13 protein-coding genes are annotated in these 15,136 nt (G+C 67.7%); 3 read left to right on the top strand and 10 right to left on the bottom strand.

Features of this window, described 5'->3' with window-relative positions; genetic code table 11:
* Positions 1 to 207 precede the first annotated feature (207 nt).
* On the top strand, positions 208 to 1,050 hold the full coding sequence (locus ACAG21_RS11875; RefSeq protein WP_370496323.1) for an alpha/beta hydrolase: 843 nt from the start codon (positions 208 to 210) through the stop codon (positions 1,048 to 1,050).
* Here ACAG21_RS11875 and ACAG21_RS11870 read toward each other — a convergent pair.
* Genes ACAG21_RS11870 through ACAG21_RS11860 form a run of 3 tightly spaced genes read right to left on the bottom strand, consistent with a single transcriptional unit; the run spans position 1,047 to position 4,566 of the window.
* Positions 1,047 to 2,360 carry an amidohydrolase family protein gene (locus ACAG21_RS11870; protein WP_370496262.1) on the bottom strand — a complete coding sequence of 438 codons (1,314 nt, stop codon included), beginning with the start codon at positions 2,358 to 2,360 and terminating at the stop codon, positions 1,047 to 1,049. The genes ACAG21_RS11875 and ACAG21_RS11870 overlap by 4 nt on opposite strands.
* Positions 2,354 to 3,550, bottom strand: a complete 1,197-nt coding sequence (locus tag ACAG21_RS11865) for a CoA transferase (RefSeq protein ID WP_370496261.1) — start codon at positions 3,548 to 3,550, stop codon at positions 2,354 to 2,356. The genes ACAG21_RS11870 and ACAG21_RS11865 overlap by 7 nt, the downstream gene beginning before the upstream one ends.
* An 11-nt stretch (positions 3,551 to 3,561) precedes the next feature.
* The gene (locus ACAG21_RS11860; RefSeq protein WP_370496260.1) at positions 3,562 to 4,566 is read right to left on the bottom strand and encodes a MaoC family dehydratase; all 1,005 of its coding nucleotides are present in this window, start codon (positions 4,564 to 4,566) and stop codon (positions 3,562 to 3,564) included.
* 57 nt (positions 4,567 to 4,623) lie between these two features.
* Here ACAG21_RS11860 and ACAG21_RS11855 point away from each other — a divergent pair, with 57 nt between their 5' ends.
* Both ACAG21_RS11855 and ACAG21_RS11850 read left to right on the top strand, forming a co-directional pair.
* On the top strand, positions 4,624 to 5,769 hold the full coding sequence (locus ACAG21_RS11855; protein ID WP_370496259.1) for an acyl-CoA dehydrogenase family protein: 1,146 nt from the start codon (positions 4,624 to 4,626) through the stop codon (positions 5,767 to 5,769).
* Between the two features lie 111 nt (positions 5,770 to 5,880).
* Complete coding sequence (locus ACAG21_RS11850; RefSeq protein ID WP_370496258.1) at positions 5,881 to 6,321, top strand: CD225/dispanin family protein; 441 nt, start codon at positions 5,881 to 5,883, stop codon at positions 6,319 to 6,321.
* On the opposite strand, the gene ACAG21_RS11845 is transcribed toward ACAG21_RS11850, so the two are convergent.
* The 7 genes from ACAG21_RS11845 to ACAG21_RS11815 form a co-directional block, all read right to left on the bottom strand.
* Entirely contained in the window at positions 6,315 to 7,283 is a 969-nt protein-coding gene (locus ACAG21_RS11845; RefSeq protein ID WP_370496257.1) for an enoyl-CoA hydratase/isomerase family protein, read from the bottom strand. The genes ACAG21_RS11850 and ACAG21_RS11845 overlap by 7 nt on opposite strands.
* Before the next feature lie 3 nt (positions 7,284 to 7,286).
* Entirely contained in the window at positions 7,287 to 8,804 is a 1,518-nt protein-coding gene (gene fadD4, locus ACAG21_RS11840; protein WP_370496256.1) for a fatty-acid--CoA ligase FadD4, read from the bottom strand.
* A 48-nt stretch (positions 8,805 to 8,852) separates the two neighbouring features.
* A complete protein-coding gene (locus ACAG21_RS11835; RefSeq protein ID WP_370496255.1) occupies positions 8,853 to 9,926 on the bottom strand; it encodes an alpha/beta fold hydrolase in 1,074 nt (357 codons plus the stop codon).
* Positions 9,927 to 9,986: 60 nt separating this feature from the next.
* Positions 9,987 to 10,247, bottom strand: a complete 261-nt coding sequence (locus ACAG21_RS11830; RefSeq protein WP_342926565.1) for a hypothetical protein — start codon at positions 10,245 to 10,247, stop codon at positions 9,987 to 9,989.
* 179 nt (positions 10,248 to 10,426) lie between these two features.
* On the bottom strand, positions 10,427 to 12,256 hold the full coding sequence (locus tag ACAG21_RS11825; RefSeq protein WP_370496253.1) for a phosphoenolpyruvate carboxykinase (GTP): 1,830 nt from the start codon (positions 12,254 to 12,256) through the stop codon (positions 10,427 to 10,429).
* Positions 12,257 to 12,423: 167 nt separating this feature from the next.
* On the bottom strand, positions 12,424 to 13,965 hold the full coding sequence (locus ACAG21_RS11820; protein ID WP_370496252.1) for a hypothetical protein: 1,542 nt from the start codon (positions 13,963 to 13,965) through the stop codon (positions 12,424 to 12,426).
* Positions 13,962 to 15,002, bottom strand: coding sequence for a hypothetical protein (locus ACAG21_RS11815; protein ID WP_370496250.1), 1,041 nt, complete (start codon positions 15,000 to 15,002; stop codon positions 13,962 to 13,964). The genes ACAG21_RS11820 and ACAG21_RS11815 overlap by 4 nt, the downstream gene beginning before the upstream one ends.
* Between the last annotated feature and the right edge of the window lie 134 nt (positions 15,003 to 15,136).

Raw genomic sequence — 15,136 nt, 5'->3', positions numbered from 1 at the left:
CCGATTGGCGTTGCCTTCTGAAGTTACGGGGAGCGTGTTTCGGAAGTATTTCCGCGGATTGTCTGCGCGACTACCACCGGCTCACGCCGTGTAGGACGGACTGCCATGCCGCTCGTTGCCTGATTTCGGATGGGTGATACTGGGTCGGTGCCGAACAGCGACGTTCACCCAGATCTACGCCGGATCGCGCGCATCGCGCCGCGACAAATGGTCAGTCCGCGCAGCCTGTCCACCATCCGGGTGTTGACCAAGCTGCGCGAGCGCCGCAATCCCGGCGCGTCGCGCCATGCCGAAGTGATCACCCTCGGTTCCGGAGTCGGCATCCGGCTGTTCCGTCCGGCCGGCGTCACCGAGCCCGCACCGGCACTGCTGTGGATACACGGCGGCGGATATGTGATGGGCAGCCCGCAACAAGACGACCGGGTGTGCCACGGGTTCAGCACCAGGCTGGGCATCACCGTCGCGGCGGTCAAATACCGCCTGGCCCCCGAACATCCTTATCCCACCCCGCTCGAGGACTGCTACGCAGCCCTGACCTGGCTGGCCGGGCTACCCGCGGTGGACCGGACGCGAGTGGCGATCGGCGGTGCCAGCGCGGGCGGCGGTCTCGCGGCGGCGCTGGCGTTGCTGGCCCGGGACCGCGACGAGGTCGCACCCTTCTTCCAGTTGCTGGCCTACCCGATGCTCGACGATCGCAGCTCGCATACGGCCGAGAACCCGGACTACCGCCTGTGGAACACCCGCAGCAATCGGTTCGGCTGGTCGGCGTATCTGGGCGACGCCGATCCGCAGATCGCCGTGCCGGCCCGCCGCGAGGACCTCGCCGGGTTGGCGCCGGCCTGGATCGGCGTCGGGACGCACGACCTGTTTCACGACGAAGACCTCGTCTACGCCGAGCGCCTGCGGGCCGCCGGAGTGCCATGCGTGGTGGAGACCATCCCCGGCGCCTTTCACGGATTCGACTTGGTGGCACCGAAAGTACAAGTGTCGCAGCGCTTCTTCGACAGCCAGTGTGAGGTTCTGGGCGCAGCGCTGGCCGCGGCGCGTTAGTGCGCAGGATAGGCGATGGCGCCGCCGATGATCGTCGCGGCCACCAGCCCGGCGTCCAGCTCGGCCAGCACCGTCGCCGGTGGCGCGGCCAGCACGCATAGGTCGGCCGGCTGTCCGACGTCGATCACCCTGGGCCGGCCCGGTTGATCGGCTGATCCCAGGAACATCGTCAAAGCTTCGGTCGCCGAGACACATTCGTCGGCGCCCAGCACCGCACCGCTGGGCGTGGTGCGATGTACCGCAGCCCGCATCGACGCCCACGGGTCACCGCGACCGAACGGCATATCGGTCGATAATGCCAAGCGCACCTTAGCTTTTCGCAGAGACGCGACCCGCCACAGGGCGGCGTGCTCGGCGGCGGGAATCTCGGCGAGGTACTGATCGCCGCGTTCGGCAACGAAGTTGGGCTGGGTCACCACGGTGAGCCCTTCGGACTGGGAAAGGTCCGCGAGGTCGGCAAGGCTGTCGTCGTCGACGACCGCGGCGTGCTCGATGCGATCTCGCGGATGGCTGCCGGCGGCACGCAACGCCGCGAGGGTGACCACCAACTGGGCCGCGGTCACACAGTGCACGGCAACCGGCTGTCCGTCGGCATGGTGGCCGGCGATCCATTCGGTCAGCGAGTCCAGGTCGAGACGGTCGTCGTGCAGGATCTTCTTACCCGGGGCCAAAAAAGACAGCCGCGGTGCGAACTCTGCGTGCCGGTGCGCCACCAGCAGTGCCACCATGTCGTCCGCGCCGAGATCCGGTGTGGCGTCGGTGACTCCGGTGACTCCGACCGCGGTGAGGCGCCCGCTCAGTTCGGCGAGGTCGTTGTTTTGCCGCTGCAGCGCCTCGGACCAACGGTCGCTGGCGCGCAGCCGCCCGTCGGGGTGGTCGGCCATTCCGAGCAGTCGCAGTGCCCCGGAATTGAGGATCCACAAAGCGCCGCTGCGGTGCTGGACGCGCACTGGACTGCCCGCCACGATGGCGTCGAGCGCCGCGCGATCCAGCTCACCGGCGACGGATTCGTGGTAGCCGATCGCGCGGATCCATCCGTCGGCGTTGGGGGTGGCTGTCGATAGTGCGTGTACGAGTTGATCTTTGGTGCGGACGCTCGGCGGTCCGAGCAGCAGCGAATCCATCGCCGCGGCGGCCGAGCGCAGATGCACGTGATGGTCGTGCAGGCCGGGCAGCACGGTCGCGCCGTGCGCGTCGAGCACAGTCTCGCCACTTCTGGATGTGAGGCCCTTGCCCATCTCCTCGATCTGCGCGCTGACCCGGATGTCGGTCACCGTGCCGTCCAGCAGGGTCGCCCGCTGGATCAGCATGACAGCAGCCGTCTTTCGCTGACCAGCCGGCGTACCGCCTCGTTGTCCGCGCCCAGTTCGGCGGCGCGGCGCTGCGACGGCGGCGGCTGCGGCGGGGGTGCCGGGCACTCGGGAACCGACGCCGCGCCGGGCGAAGCAGCATAGCCCGCGGCGATCCCCGCCATTGACACCTCGATCAACTCGCCGCCACCGCGGGCGATCGATTCGGCGACGCTCAAGGCGGCTTCCAGGCCGGTGAGCGGGTCGGCGATGGCATCTGCGCAGAACACCGGGCCGTCCGCGGCGGTGCCGACGAGGCCACCGGCCACCGCGGCATCGTCGCCGAACGCCGGCCGGCCGGGGTGCTGGTCATACCCGCTGATACGCAACCAGATTCGGCCGTCTCGCGGGGAAATATGGTCCGGGCCCAAACCGCGCCGGGCCAGTGCCGCGGGCCGCGAGCCCTCGATCACGATGTCGGCTACCGCGAGCAGCTCGCGCAGCTCGTCGGCCTGACTTTCGAAATCAAGGCAATACGAGAGCTTTTCGCCGTTCATCCAGTCGAAGAACGCGCGATTACCTGCCCGGGTGCCGTCCGGTCGTTGTGGGCTTTCGACTTTGACGACGGTGGCTCCGGCGCGGGCCAGCAGCTGCCCGCACAACGGCCCGGCCCACATCGACGACAGGTCGGCCACCAGCAGGGCACCGACGTCCCGGGCGGTGCCCACGCTGCTGATTCGCGCTACCCGCGGGGGCGTGGCGGCCGCCTCGCCCAGGCCGGCCGCCGGCATGTCGAGCAGACTGGTCCGCTCGATGATCGCCGAGACGAGACGCATTGCGGCCCAACGCTGCAGCATCGGCCAGGGATCGGCGGGCACCTCGTCAACTTCCAATAGCGCGGGGACGGCAGCGATGTCGTCGGGACGCGACAGCGTGATCGCGCACCAACCGTCACGCGCCGAGAGCAGCCGGGTAGCACCGCCGGCCGAAATCCGGCCGCCGCGGCGCAATCCGAGCAATCCGGCCCGGCCGGCCAGCAGCGTGGTCGCATCGACGGTGGCGCCCAGTTGACCACCGACCGCCATCGCGACCTGCTCGGCGCGGGCCAGCACCCCGGCGCGGGAGAAGTCCGGCGGCCCGCCGGGCAGGCCGGTCAGGCAGGCCAGCCCGCTGCTCCCCCACCGGGACACCGCGTTGCTCACCTGGACCATTGTCCTCCGGGTTAGAAGTGCAGCGCCCGCAGTCGCCAGTCCAGCACGGGCCGGTCGGGCTGTTCGGCTCCGTCAGCGACCGCGTAGACCAGCGATCGCAGTCCCAGCACGCCGGCGTCGGCCGACTCCACATGCAGTTCGCTGTACAGGGTGTCGCCCTCGTACACCGGCCCGGTGTGATCGCACGACTCCCAGCCCAGCACCGTGCCCAGATTGGGCAGCAGCCTGTTGGCCTGCGCGAACGCCAGGCCGATGGTGTGTCCGCCGTACACCAGGCGGCGCCCACCGGATCTCCAATCATGATGTGCTGCGGCGACGTTCAGGGTAAGCCGGGCCAGTTCGGGTGCACTGCTGACGACGTCGCCGGTGCTGCGGCGCACCGCACCCACCAGTGCGGTGTCGAAATGGGGTCCGGGCACCCGCTTTCGGAAGGCCTCGCCATTCCAGTGCGCCGCCGGCGCAACGGCGGGCGGTGCCGCATCGGTGCCGATCTTGGACAGATCGTCGGCGGGCGCGTTGGCGGGATCGAAGTCCGGGCTCGCGGGCAACATGGCGCAGCGGTAGAAATCGAGCACCAATTGATCGGCCTGGTCGATCGTGGTCATTCGCAGCGCGGCAAGACCCGTCGGGGCCCGGCCGGGCTTGGCCGAGTTGGCCCGCAGCCCAACGACTTCGGTGCGGGTGTAGAGGGAGTCGCCGATGACCGGGAATCGGTGGAAGGTCAGCCCGCGGTAGAACAGGTTGGCTTTGACCCGCTGGGTGACCAGCGTGCTCTGCCCAATGGCGACGTCGCAGACCAGCCCCGGGTGTGCCAGCGGTCCGGGCGCGCCCGTCACCGCGGCGCACAGGTCGGTGTCCAGGGCCAGCCGCAGCCGATCCCCGAGGATCGCCTGATGCGCGGCGGCCATACCCGCCGACAGCGTCGCCACCGGTGCCCAGTCGAAGACCTGGCCTCTGGACAGATCGTCGAAGTACGGCCCGCCCTCCCGGATTCCCGCATACCCGTTACCCGTCACAACGCCTCATGCTGGCAGGCTGTCGAATCGAGGGTCAATGCAGGAGGGTTGTCACAGGTGGATGACGAAGAAGACATGCTGGTCGCCACGGTGCGGGCGTTCATCGACCGGGAGGTCAAACCGACCGTCCGCGAGGTCGAGCACGCCAACTCCTACCCCGAAGCGTGGATCGAGCAGATGAAGCGCATCGGCATCTACGGCCTGGCCATTCCCGAGGAATACGGCGGTTCGCCGGTCTCGATGCCGGGATATGTGCGGGTCACCCAGGAGCTGGCCCGCGGCTGGATGAGCCTGGCCGGCGCGATGGGCGGGCACACGGTGGTCGCCAAGCTGCTGGTGTTGTTCGGCACCGAGGAGCAGAAGCGGACCTACCTGCCGCGGATGGCCACCGGCGAGGTGCGGGCCACGATGGCACTGACCGAGCCCGGCGGCGGCTCCGACCTGCAGAACATGTCCACCACCGCGCTGCCGGACGGCTCGGGCGGTCTGCTGATCAACGGCGCCAAGACCTGGATCAGCAACGCGCGCCATTCCGGGCTGATCGCGCTGCTGTGCAAGACCGATCCACATGCCACACCACGCCACAAGGGCATCTCGATCGTGCTGGTGGAGCAGGGTCGAGGCCTGACGATCTCCAGGGATCTACCCAAGCTCGGCTACAAGGGCGTCGAGTCGTGCGAGCTGTCCTTCGACAACTTCGCGGCTCCCACTTCTGCCGTCCTGGGAGATGTTATGGGCCAGGGCTTTTCGCAAATGATGAAGGGCCTCGAGACGGGGCGCATCCAGGTGGCGTCACGCGCGCTTGGCGTGGCGACCGCGGCGCTCGAGGATGCGTTGGCCTATGCCCAGCAGCGGGAGAGCTTCGGCCAGCCGATCTGGAAGCACCAGGCCGTCGGCAACTACCTGGCCGACATGGCCACCAAGCTCACCGCCGCCCGCCAGCTCACCCGTTACGCCGCGCAGCGTTACGACAGCGGCGAACGTTGCGACATGGAAGCCGGCATGGCAAAACTGTTCGCCTCGGAGATCGCGATGGAGATCGCGCTGAACGCGGTCCGCATCCACGGTGGCTACGGCTACTCCACCGAGTACGACGTCGAACGCTATTTCCGCGACGCGCCCCTGATGATCGTCGGCGAGGGCACGAACGAGATCCAGCGCAACGTCATCGCCGGCCAGCTGGTGGCCCGCGGTGGTATCTGAGCCGGGCCGAATCGGCGCTTGACCTCCGCCTGTGCGCTATATTTGCCTGACTTGCGCACCAGCAAACCGGCGCGGGAGTAAACCTGTTGGACCGAAAGAAAGTCGGTTGCCATGAGTTATCCCCCAGGGCCGTACGAAGGCTCCCCCGAGTGGCAGGGCCAACCGCAGCAACCCGAGTGGCAGGGCCAACCGCAGCAACCGGGCTGGCAGCAGCCACCGCAACCGGGTTGGCCGGCTCAGCAGCCGGGCGCCTGGCCGGGCCAGCAGGAGCCGGATAACTACCTGGTCTGGGCGATCCTGTGCACGGTCCTGTGCTGCCTGCCGTTCGGGATCATCTCGCTTGTCTACTCCAACAAGGTCTCCGGACTCTGGGCGCAGGGCCGGGTCGCCGAGGCGCAGGAAGCGTCGAGCAACGCCAAGAAGTGGGCGATCATCGGCGCCATCGCCGGTGGCGTGACGTATGCGATCATCGCGATCCTCTACATCGTCATCGCCGTGGTCGCCGTGTCGAGCATCCCGTCGACGACCAGCACCACCTTCGGCGGCTACTGAACAATCGGTTGCGCGCCAACGTAAGTCGCGTCAATCAGACCCCAGCGCAACGCCGTGTCGACACCGACGGTCCGGCCGGACAGCACCAGATAGGCCGTTCGCCAGCGGCCGATGCGACGGGTGATGCTGACGGTTCCGCCGGCACCGGGGATCAATCCGAGGCTCAGTTCCGGTAGCCCGAAGAGCGAATCCTGCTGCGCCTCAACCCATCCACAGAATGCGGCCATCTCCAAGCCGCTGCCCAGCACCCGGCCGTGCAGCTGGGCCCGGCAGGACCTGCCGAGCTTGGCCGTCAGCGCGTCCAGCGCCAGCGCCGGGCTGTGACGGGTGCGGGCCAGGTGCGCGCTCGCGGGATCGGCGAAGGTGCCGAATTCGGCGAGATCCCCGCCGCTGCAAAACGAGGGGCCGTTGCCGCTCAACACGATCCCGGTGACCGACGGATCGAGTTGCGCAACGGTCAATGCCTCCAGCAGTGCCGCGCGTGCATCGGTGGAAAACGCGTTGTGGCGAAGTGGGCGATTGAACCTGACCAGCAGGGTGTCGCCGTCGCGCTCGGCCTGCACCGGGTCGGGAACCTCGGGCATCCGGGCCGGGCCCCGTTCGGCGAGCCAGCGCGCGAACTCCGGACCGGCCTGCAGGGTCGAGTAGGCCAGCGATTCGGTCACCACTGCGGCCAGTGTCGGGACATCGGGCGTCATTGCGCGCAACACGTCGTCGCAGACACTGCTGGCCTGTGGCCAGTGCTCACAACGCTTGCGCAGCTCGGCGAGCGTCTCGGGCACAGAATCGACGGTGATCACCCGCCGGTCGTCGCAGGTGTCCTCGGTGAGCGTGAAAGTTGCTGTCTCCAGCCAGGACTCGTCCCGCGCGATCTCAGCGGCCGATGCGACGCCGACCACCACCCCGGGCGGCGACGGCAAGCCCGCCTCCGGCGCACTCGACGCATCGACCACCCGGAACATCGGCTACACCGAATACTTCTCGATCAGTGCATTCTTGTAGAGCTTGCCGGTGTCGGTGCGGGGTAGTTGCGTCTCGAACGCGATCGAGCGCGGGCATTTGAAGTGCGACAGTCGGTCTCGCAGCCACGTCATCAGCTCGTCACCGAACTCCTCGGTGGCATCGGCCTCCTCGACGGTCTGCACCGCCGCCACCACCCGCTGACCCATCTCGTCGTCGGGCACCCCGAACACCGCGGCGTCCAGCACCTTCGGGTGGGTGACCAGAAGATTCTCGGCTTCCTGCGGATAGATGTTCACCCCGCCGGAGATGATCATGTGGTGGCGTCGGTCGGTCAGGTACAGATAGCCGTCCTCGTCGAGGTAGCCGATGTCGCCGACGGTGGTCCATCCGTGCTTGTCGCGGGATGAGGCGGTTTTCGTTGGGTCGTTGAGGTATTCAAACGAAGCCCCGCCCTCGAAGTAGATCTCGCCGGCCTCGCCGGGCGGCAGCTCGTTGCCGTTCTCATCGAGAATGTGCACGGCGCCGCCCATGGGTTTGCCAACCGACCCCGGATGCGTCAGCCAGTCCTCGGCGAAGATCAGCGTCGACCCGTGCGCTTCCGACGACGCGTAATACTCGTCGACGATCGGTCCCCACCACTCGATCATCTGCTTCTTGATCTGTACCGGGCACGGCGCCGCGGCGTGCATCACCCGCTTCAGGCTGGATAGGTCATACGAATTACGAACGGCCTCAGGTAGTTTCAGCATCCGGACGAACATGGCTGGCACGAACTGGCCGTGGGTGATCCGGTGCCGCTGGATCGCGTCCAGCGTCCCCTCGGCGTCGAATTTCTCCATCACCACCGTGGTGAGACCGGCGCCCTGCACCGTCATCGACCACACCGACGGCGCGGTGTGATACAGCGGAGCGGGACTCAGATAGACCGTGTCGCTGTCCATCCAGAAGTCGACCAGAGCCGACATCATGCCCGGTGCGTCTTCCGGTGGCACATGCGGCAATTCGCGTTTGATCCCCTTGGGCCGGCCGGTGGTGCCCGAGGAGTACTGCAAAAGATCGCCCTCGATCTCGTCGTCGATCGGGGTATCCGGTTGATTCGCAACGCATTCCGGGTAGCGCTCCCAGCCCGGCAGCTCACCGTCGGCGATCAGCAGCAGTTCGGGTAGACCGTTCGGCAAATGCTCGGCCAGCCCGGCGAGAGTGTCACGCAGCGCGGCCGAACCGACGATCGCCTTGGCGTTGCTGTTGTCGATGATGTAGGCCGCCTCGGCCGCGGTCAGGTGGGTGTTGATCGGCACGTAGTACAAACCGCTGCGCCGGGCCGCCCACATAACCGCGTGGATGTGCTGATTGTTCTCCATCAGGATCGCGACGCTGTCGCCCTCGCGCAGACCCGCCTGCCGGAACCGGTGTGCCAGCCGGTTGGCCCGCGCTTCCAGTTCGTCGAACGTAACGACCGTTCCCGATGGATACAGGATGATCGCCGGCTTGTCGGCACCGAGGTAGGGGCGGATCTGCATGCGAAGACTGTACCGCCGCCAAATTTGACGGGTGTCAAGTGTCCGATCTCAGTGCAGAAAGTCCAGCACCGCCGACATGAACGCGGCCGGTGATTCCAGATGCGGCACATGGCCGGTGTCGGGCACCCCGACGAAACGGGCGGCCGGCATCCTGGCCGCGAACGCCTGAGCCATTTCGGCGATATTCCCTTTGGCGGGTTGCTCGTTGGGCGCGGTGTACTTCGCGCCCACATAGGTGCGGTCGGACAGGCCGCAGACGAACAGCGTGCGGGCGGACAACGACGCGACGAAATCCACTGCGGGCTCATTGAGCAGCATGTCGGTGGCGGCCGCCGAACTCTGCACCCAGCGCTCGAACTCCGGTGAGCGCCCGATCGCGGTCCGCACCGCGACGAACGGATCGATGAGTCGCGGGTCTTTGTTCACGAAATAATGCGCGATGTACTGGCGGATCTGATCGGCGGTCGAGGTCCGTTCGTCGGCCGCCCAGTCGTCGTGGCCCACCTGGCGGATCAGCTTGTGCCGGTAGTCCTCGAGTCCCATCGGGTTCTCCAGCACCAGCGCGGCCACCCGCTCGGGCAGCGCCCGGGCCATCTGCATGGCCACCAGCCCGCCCGTCGAATGACCCACGACAGCAACGGAATTCACGGCGAGAGCGTCGAGCAGCGAACGCAGGTGTGCCACCAGCGATTCCGTGGTCAACGTCGAGGGCTTGGTGGACTTACCCCATCCGACCAGGTCGGGAACGACTATCCGGTAGCCCGCGTGACGCAGCGCCGCGATGACGTCCTTCCAGTACGCGCCGAAGAAGTTCTTCCCGTGCACCAGCGCGACGGTGCCCCGTGGCCGCCCGCTCTCGGGCGCAATGTCCATGTACGCCAGCCGCGCCCGCCGTTCCCACTCCGGAGCCTGGCGATCGATCCACGGTGCCTCGGCGACGTGCGTGACGTCGAGATACTGCACCGGATGGGGATAGGGATAGTCCTCCAAGCCGATGCCGAGGGCGTCACCCGAGGGCCAGGGTATCGCCGGCTCGGCGTCACGTGGTCGTGCCGGCGTGCCGTGACAGGCAGAAACCAGCAGTCCCGCCGCGAGGAGTGCACGGCGACGGTCGACGATCACGATTCGATGATCTGCACCGGCGCCGCCGCCGTGCAAGTTGCGCTGGTAGGAACTACCGCGTCAGCCGTGCGGCGCCTCGGAGATCTTGGAGTCCGGCTTGCCCAACGTTTGGCACCACGTCTGTGCGGACAGGCGCGTCGCGGAAATCTCCAGATTGGCCGGGTCCTGGCCGCTCTTGTCCTTCAGCATTTTGCTGACCTCGTCGTTCTGCTTCTTCTCGTCCTGCGTGGTGAAGTCCTTGCACTTGGTGTCGCCGCCGGTGTTGATCACTTGTGACGCCGAGCATCCGCTGAACAGGATTCCCGCCGCTGCAACCACAATCGTGAGCGCGGGGGTCGTCTTGGACTTCACAGACTTCATCGTCGGCCTTCCGGGTTCGGGTGTTAGCTATCTATACACCGCAGCGTGCGGTTCCAAACACTCGTTTGCCGAGAACCCGGCGAATGAATTCGGGCTGACGCGTCTTGCGCGCCAGCCCGATTCAATGTTTCCTGCGGTGTTTATTCGGCCTCGGCAAGCCGCTGCTTGAGCGCCTCGAACTCGTCGCGGACGCCGGTGGGCAGCTTCTCGCCGACGAACTCGAACCACTCCTCGATCAGGGGCAGTTCCTCGCGCCACTCGGCCGCGTTGACCGCCAGCGCCTTGGCCACGTCGCCGCCCTCGATGTCGAGCCCGTCCAGGTCCAGGTCGTCGGCGGTCGGCACGATGCCGATCGGGGTGTCCTGGCCGCCGGCCTGGTGCTCGATGCGGTCGACGATCCACTTGAGCACCCGGCTGTTCTCGCCGAAGCCCGGCCACAGGAAGCCACCGTCGGAGTCGCGGCGGAACCAGTTGACGAAGAACACCTTTGGCAGCTTGGACTCGTCGGAGTTCTTGCCCAGGTCGATCCAGTGCTGGAAGTAGTCACCCACGTGGTAGCCCAGGAACGGGAGCATGGCCATCGGGTCGCGGCGCACGGTGCCGACCTTGCCCTCCGCGGCGGCGGTCTGCTCGCTGCCCATCGTGGCGCCCATGAAGACGCCGTGCTGCCAGTCGCGGGCTTGGGTCACCAGCGGCACCGTCGTCTTGCGACGCGCACCGAACAGGATGCCGGAAATCGGCACACCCTGCGGGTCGTCCCATTCCGGCGCCAGGATGGGGCACTGCGACATCGGGGTGCAGTACCGCGAATTGGGGTGCGCCGCTTTGGTGTCCGTCTCGCGCAGGATCCAGTCGTTGCCCTTCCAGTCGATCAGGTGGTCGGGCTCGCCTTCCAGGCCTTCCCACCACACGTCGTTGTCGTCGGTCAGCGCGACGTTGGTGAAGACGGTGTTGCCGGCCTCCATGGTGCGCATCGCGTTCGGGTTGGACTTCCAGTTGGTGCCCGGCGCGACACCGAAGAAGCCGAACTCCGGGTTGACGGCGTAGAGGCGCCCGTCCTTGCCGAACCGCATCCAGGCGATGTCGTCACCGAGGGTCTCGGCGCGCCAGCCCGGGATGGTCGGCTGCAGCATCGCGAGGTTGGTCTTGCCACACGCCGACGGGAAGGCCGCCGCGAAGTAGTAGGCCTTGTTCTCCGGGGAGATCAGCTTGAGGATCAGCATGTGCTCGGCGAGCCAGCCCTCGTCGTGCGCCATCGCCGAAGCGATACGCAGCGAGTAGCACTTCTTACCCAGCAGCGCGTTACCGCCGTACCCCGAGCCGTAGCTCATGATCTCGCGGGTCTCCGGGAAGTGGGTGATGTACTTGGTCTCGTTGCACGGCCACGGAACGTCTTTTTGGCCCGGCTCCAGCGGGGCACCCACCGAGTGCATCGCCTTGACGAAGAAGCCGTCGTCGCCGATCTTCTCCAGCGCCGCCTTGCCCATCCTGGTCATCACCTTCATCGAGATGACGACGTACTCGGAGTCGGTGATCTCCACGCCCAGCTTGGGGTCGTCGGCACCCAGCGGGCCCATGCAGAACGGCACCACCCACATGGTGCGACCGCGCATGCACCCGCGGTACAGGTCGTTCATCGTGGACCGCATCTCGGTGGGGTCCATCCAGTTGTTGGTGGGTCCCGCGTCGATCTCGCGCTCGGAGCAGATGAAGGTCCGCGACTCCACCCGCGCCACGTCGGACGGGTCCGACAGCGCCAGGTAGGAGTTGGGGCGCTTCTCCTCGTTCAGCTTCTTCAGGGTGCCCGCCTCGACGAGTTGGGTGGCCAGCCGGTTGAACTCCTCGTCGGAGCCGTCAGCGAACACAACCCGGTCGGGCTGGGTGAGTTCGGCGACCTCCTCTACCCACGCCAGCAGCCCCCGATGATTCGTGGGTGCGTTGTCTAGACCGGGAATGGTCGCTGAGGTCATCGAACTCTCCTGAATTCATCTCCGTACGCGCGGGCATATTGTGATTGCGTATGCAGTCGCCCACACAGATATTGACATGGTGGCGTTAGCTACAGGTTATCGTGATCCCCTTGCTGGGGAAGGCCCGGGCGGGTATAAGCCTTCTCACAACAACGATTCAGAAGCGTCTATTCTTCGTCATCCGCGCTCCTCGAAGCCCTTTTAACGTTTTCTGCCCCGCCGGCGTCTTCAGCGGAGTCATCGCCCCGGGGAATACCCGGTTCCCCGAGTTCTGCACGCACCGCGTCCAGCGCGGCCTGAACCGTCGGCATTTCCCGGTCCCGGGCGGCGGTGGCCCGCGCCGTGGCGATGGCGTGCTCGCGCAGCTCGGTGTCGATCACGCTGATCTGTTCGGACACCTGGGTGTTCTCCGCCTCGTCATACGCGACCAGCCCGGTGCTCAGCAGCGACTCGGCGGCCAGCACGCGCGTCGCGACCAGCTCCTCGACGACCGATTTCAGCGCCGACGTCAGATCTGCCGTCCAGCGATCCAATAACGCGCGGTCGTGCAGCAGGGCGCGCAGTTTGACCACCAGCACCGTGACCGCCACGCCTACCAGCACGCACACCACCGCGCCGGCGATCTCCAGCGCCGGATTCAGCCGATGGGCGACACCAGCCACCAGTCGCGACAGCGTCAGCGCGACGCCCACCCCGAACCCGACGCCCAGCAGCAGCATCAGCCAGGTCTCCTGCCGCCGGGATTTCAGCGGCGGCGGCGCGACGTCGGCGGTGGGCAGCTGCTCGACCGGCGGTAGCTCCATCGGCAGATCCAGCTCGCGCGCAACATCGTCGAGCTGGGTGGTGGTGCCCTCGTTCACCTCGCTGACCACCTCGGCGGCCCGGCTCCGCGCGTGCGCCTCGAATCCAGCCATGTCGCGGCGTGGCAGATGCGCGGCGTCCTCTTGTAGCTCGCTGCGCACCGACGAGCATCGATTCAGCGCGAAGTGCGACAGCTGAACGCGCGCCTGCTGGGTCTGGCCGCGCATCCGGATGGTGCGCTCGGATTTCGCTTGCCGACGCTCCCGCAACGCGGTGCTGCGCTCCTCGCGCAGCGCGTCGACCCGGGCCCGCCGCCCGGCGCTGTCCGCGTCACGATCGAACCGCCGCGAGACCATTTGAAGCCGAGATTCCCAGGCTCGCAACCGATTCCGGCGCCCGACATCGGAAGCGTCGAGTTGCTCCGCGACGGTGTCGACCAGTTCGTCCAGCTGCGGCTCGCCCAGCTCGGGCGCGGCGGCCGCACCGACCCACGGCACCTGGGCATAGCGCGGCGCATGGGCGGCGAGCTTGTCGCGGTTGGCACTGAGCACGTCGCGCCACGCGCGGTGCACGTCGATCTTCGACACCACCGCGACGACGACGTCGGTGTCCTCGCAGGCGGCGTCGAGCAGCGCGCAGTCCGACGCGGTGAGTTCGGCGGCCGCGGAGACGACGAACACCACCGCCGTCGGCGCCTCGCCGGGCTGCAGATCCGTCGACTCGACGAACTTGTGCGCGGGCAACCGCTCGCCCAGCGCGGTGGCCACCGCCGTCACGCCGGCCATCCACGGGCCGGTGACCAGCACGACGTCGCGGCGGCTGACCACCGGCGACTCCAGCTGCGGCCCGATCGCCGCGACCAGTTCGTCGACCTGGGCAGCCGCATCGCCGGACGCATCGCCGCTCATGACGCCCCCCGGGTCCGCGACCACAGCCGCAGCGATCCGCGGGCGATATCCGCGCCGCAGCTGCGGTGCAATTCACTCGCCGATCCGCGGCTGAAGCGCTGCCAGCGCTGGGCGCGGGGCAGGTGTCCGTCCGGGTCGTCATCGCTGTCGACATCCAGCCCGGTCGCCTCGGCGACCTCGACGGCGGCGGCCATCCGCGCGAGCACGGCGTCGTCGCCGGACAGGAATCCGCTGATCCGCTCCCCGATCGCGTGGCCGACCGCCAGGGCCTCCAGCTCCGCGGCGGCGTCCAGCACCCGCTGGTAGCGCACCTCGGCGCCCAGGGCCGACAACCGGGTGAGCACCACGTCGACGCCGCTGACCCGCCGCAGCAGGGCCCGGAACTGCGCCGGCGTGCCGCCGCGACGCACCGCGGCGACGCCCAGTGCGGTGCCGAACAAGTCCAGGCTGTCCAGCAGCCGCAGCCGGGCGTCGGCCGGCACGGGATTATCCGCCGCGACGAAATCCTCGAACGAGCCGTCCAGGGCGGCGGGGTGGGCGGCCAGCGTCTGCAGCGCTGTCCACGAGGTGGCGTCCAATCCGTCGAACGCGGAGACCGCCAGCAAAGCGATCATCGGTGCGACCGGACCGCCGACGACCTCGGCGAGACGTGCGCTGGTGTTTTGTGCCCGCAACAGCGGACGACCCCCGCCGCGACCCGACAGCGAGCCGAGCAGGTCGGCCTTATTGAGCACCGTCAGCACCGGGCGGCCAGCGACGGCGATCGCCTCGGTGTCCTCGGGTTTGACCACTTCAGCGATGACCTGAACAGCGACGTCGGCCTCGCGCTCGGCCGGGGTCACCACGATTCCCGACGCCGCCCCGGCCTGACTCAGCGCACGTGCCACGGCGCCGCGCCCGACTCCGGTGCGTCCGTGTACCGCCACCCGCAGCGGCGCCGCGACCTTCTCGGCGATCGCGCTCACCCGCGCGTCGTCACACTCGGCAGCAAATCGTGCCAGCTCGTCGGTAAAAACTTGGCTCCCCCGTACGTTCATTTCTTGCCTGCTCGATCCGATCGGCCCGCGCCCCAGTGCGACGTTGCTTCCCGCCGCATGCGGGGCTGTCGCCAGCACTGGGCCTGTTTGCCGGGCAAACGATCGGGCACCTCCGCATAGTGGCACTTGCGTGT

The organism is Mycobacterium sp. pR1184 (assembly GCF_041287235.1).
Taxonomy (GTDB): domain Bacteria; phylum Actinomycetota; class Actinomycetes; order Mycobacteriales; family Mycobacteriaceae; genus Mycobacterium.
This window is presented reverse-complemented; position numbering and strand designations above follow the sequence as displayed.

Bases quoted from the DNA above. Each gene is read 5' to 3' on its own strand.
- ACAG21_RS11875 (WP_370496323.1), top strand. From the start codon at position 208: ATGGTCAGTCCGCGCAGCCTGTCCACCATCCGGGTGTTGACCAAGCTG.
- ACAG21_RS11870 (WP_370496262.1), bottom strand. From the start codon at position 2,360: ATGCTGATCCAGCGGGCGACCCTGCTGGACGGCACGGTGACCGACATC.
- ACAG21_RS11865 (WP_370496261.1), bottom strand. From the start codon at position 3,550: ATGGTCCAGGTGAGCAACGCGGTGTCCCGGTGGGGGAGCAGCGGGCTG.
- ACAG21_RS11850 (WP_370496258.1), top strand. From the start codon at position 5,881: ATGAGTTATCCCCCAGGGCCGTACGAAGGCTCCCCCGAGTGGCAGGGC.
- ACAG21_RS11845 (WP_370496257.1), bottom strand. From the start codon at position 7,283: ATGTTCCGGGTGGTCGATGCGTCGAGTGCGCCGGAGGCGGGCTTGCCG.
- fadD4 (WP_370496256.1), bottom strand. From the start codon at position 8,804: ATGCAGATCCGCCCCTACCTCGGTGCCGACAAGCCGGCGATCATCCTG.
- ACAG21_RS11825 (WP_370496253.1), bottom strand. From the start codon at position 12,256: ATGACCTCAGCGACCATTCCCGGTCTAGACAACGCACCCACGAATCAT.
- ACAG21_RS11820 (WP_370496252.1), bottom strand. From the start codon at position 13,965: ATGAGCGGCGATGCGTCCGGCGATGCGGCTGCCCAGGTCGACGAACTG.
- ACAG21_RS11815 (WP_370496250.1), bottom strand. From the start codon at position 15,002: ATGAACGTACGGGGGAGCCAAGTTTTTACCGACGAGCTGGCACGATTT.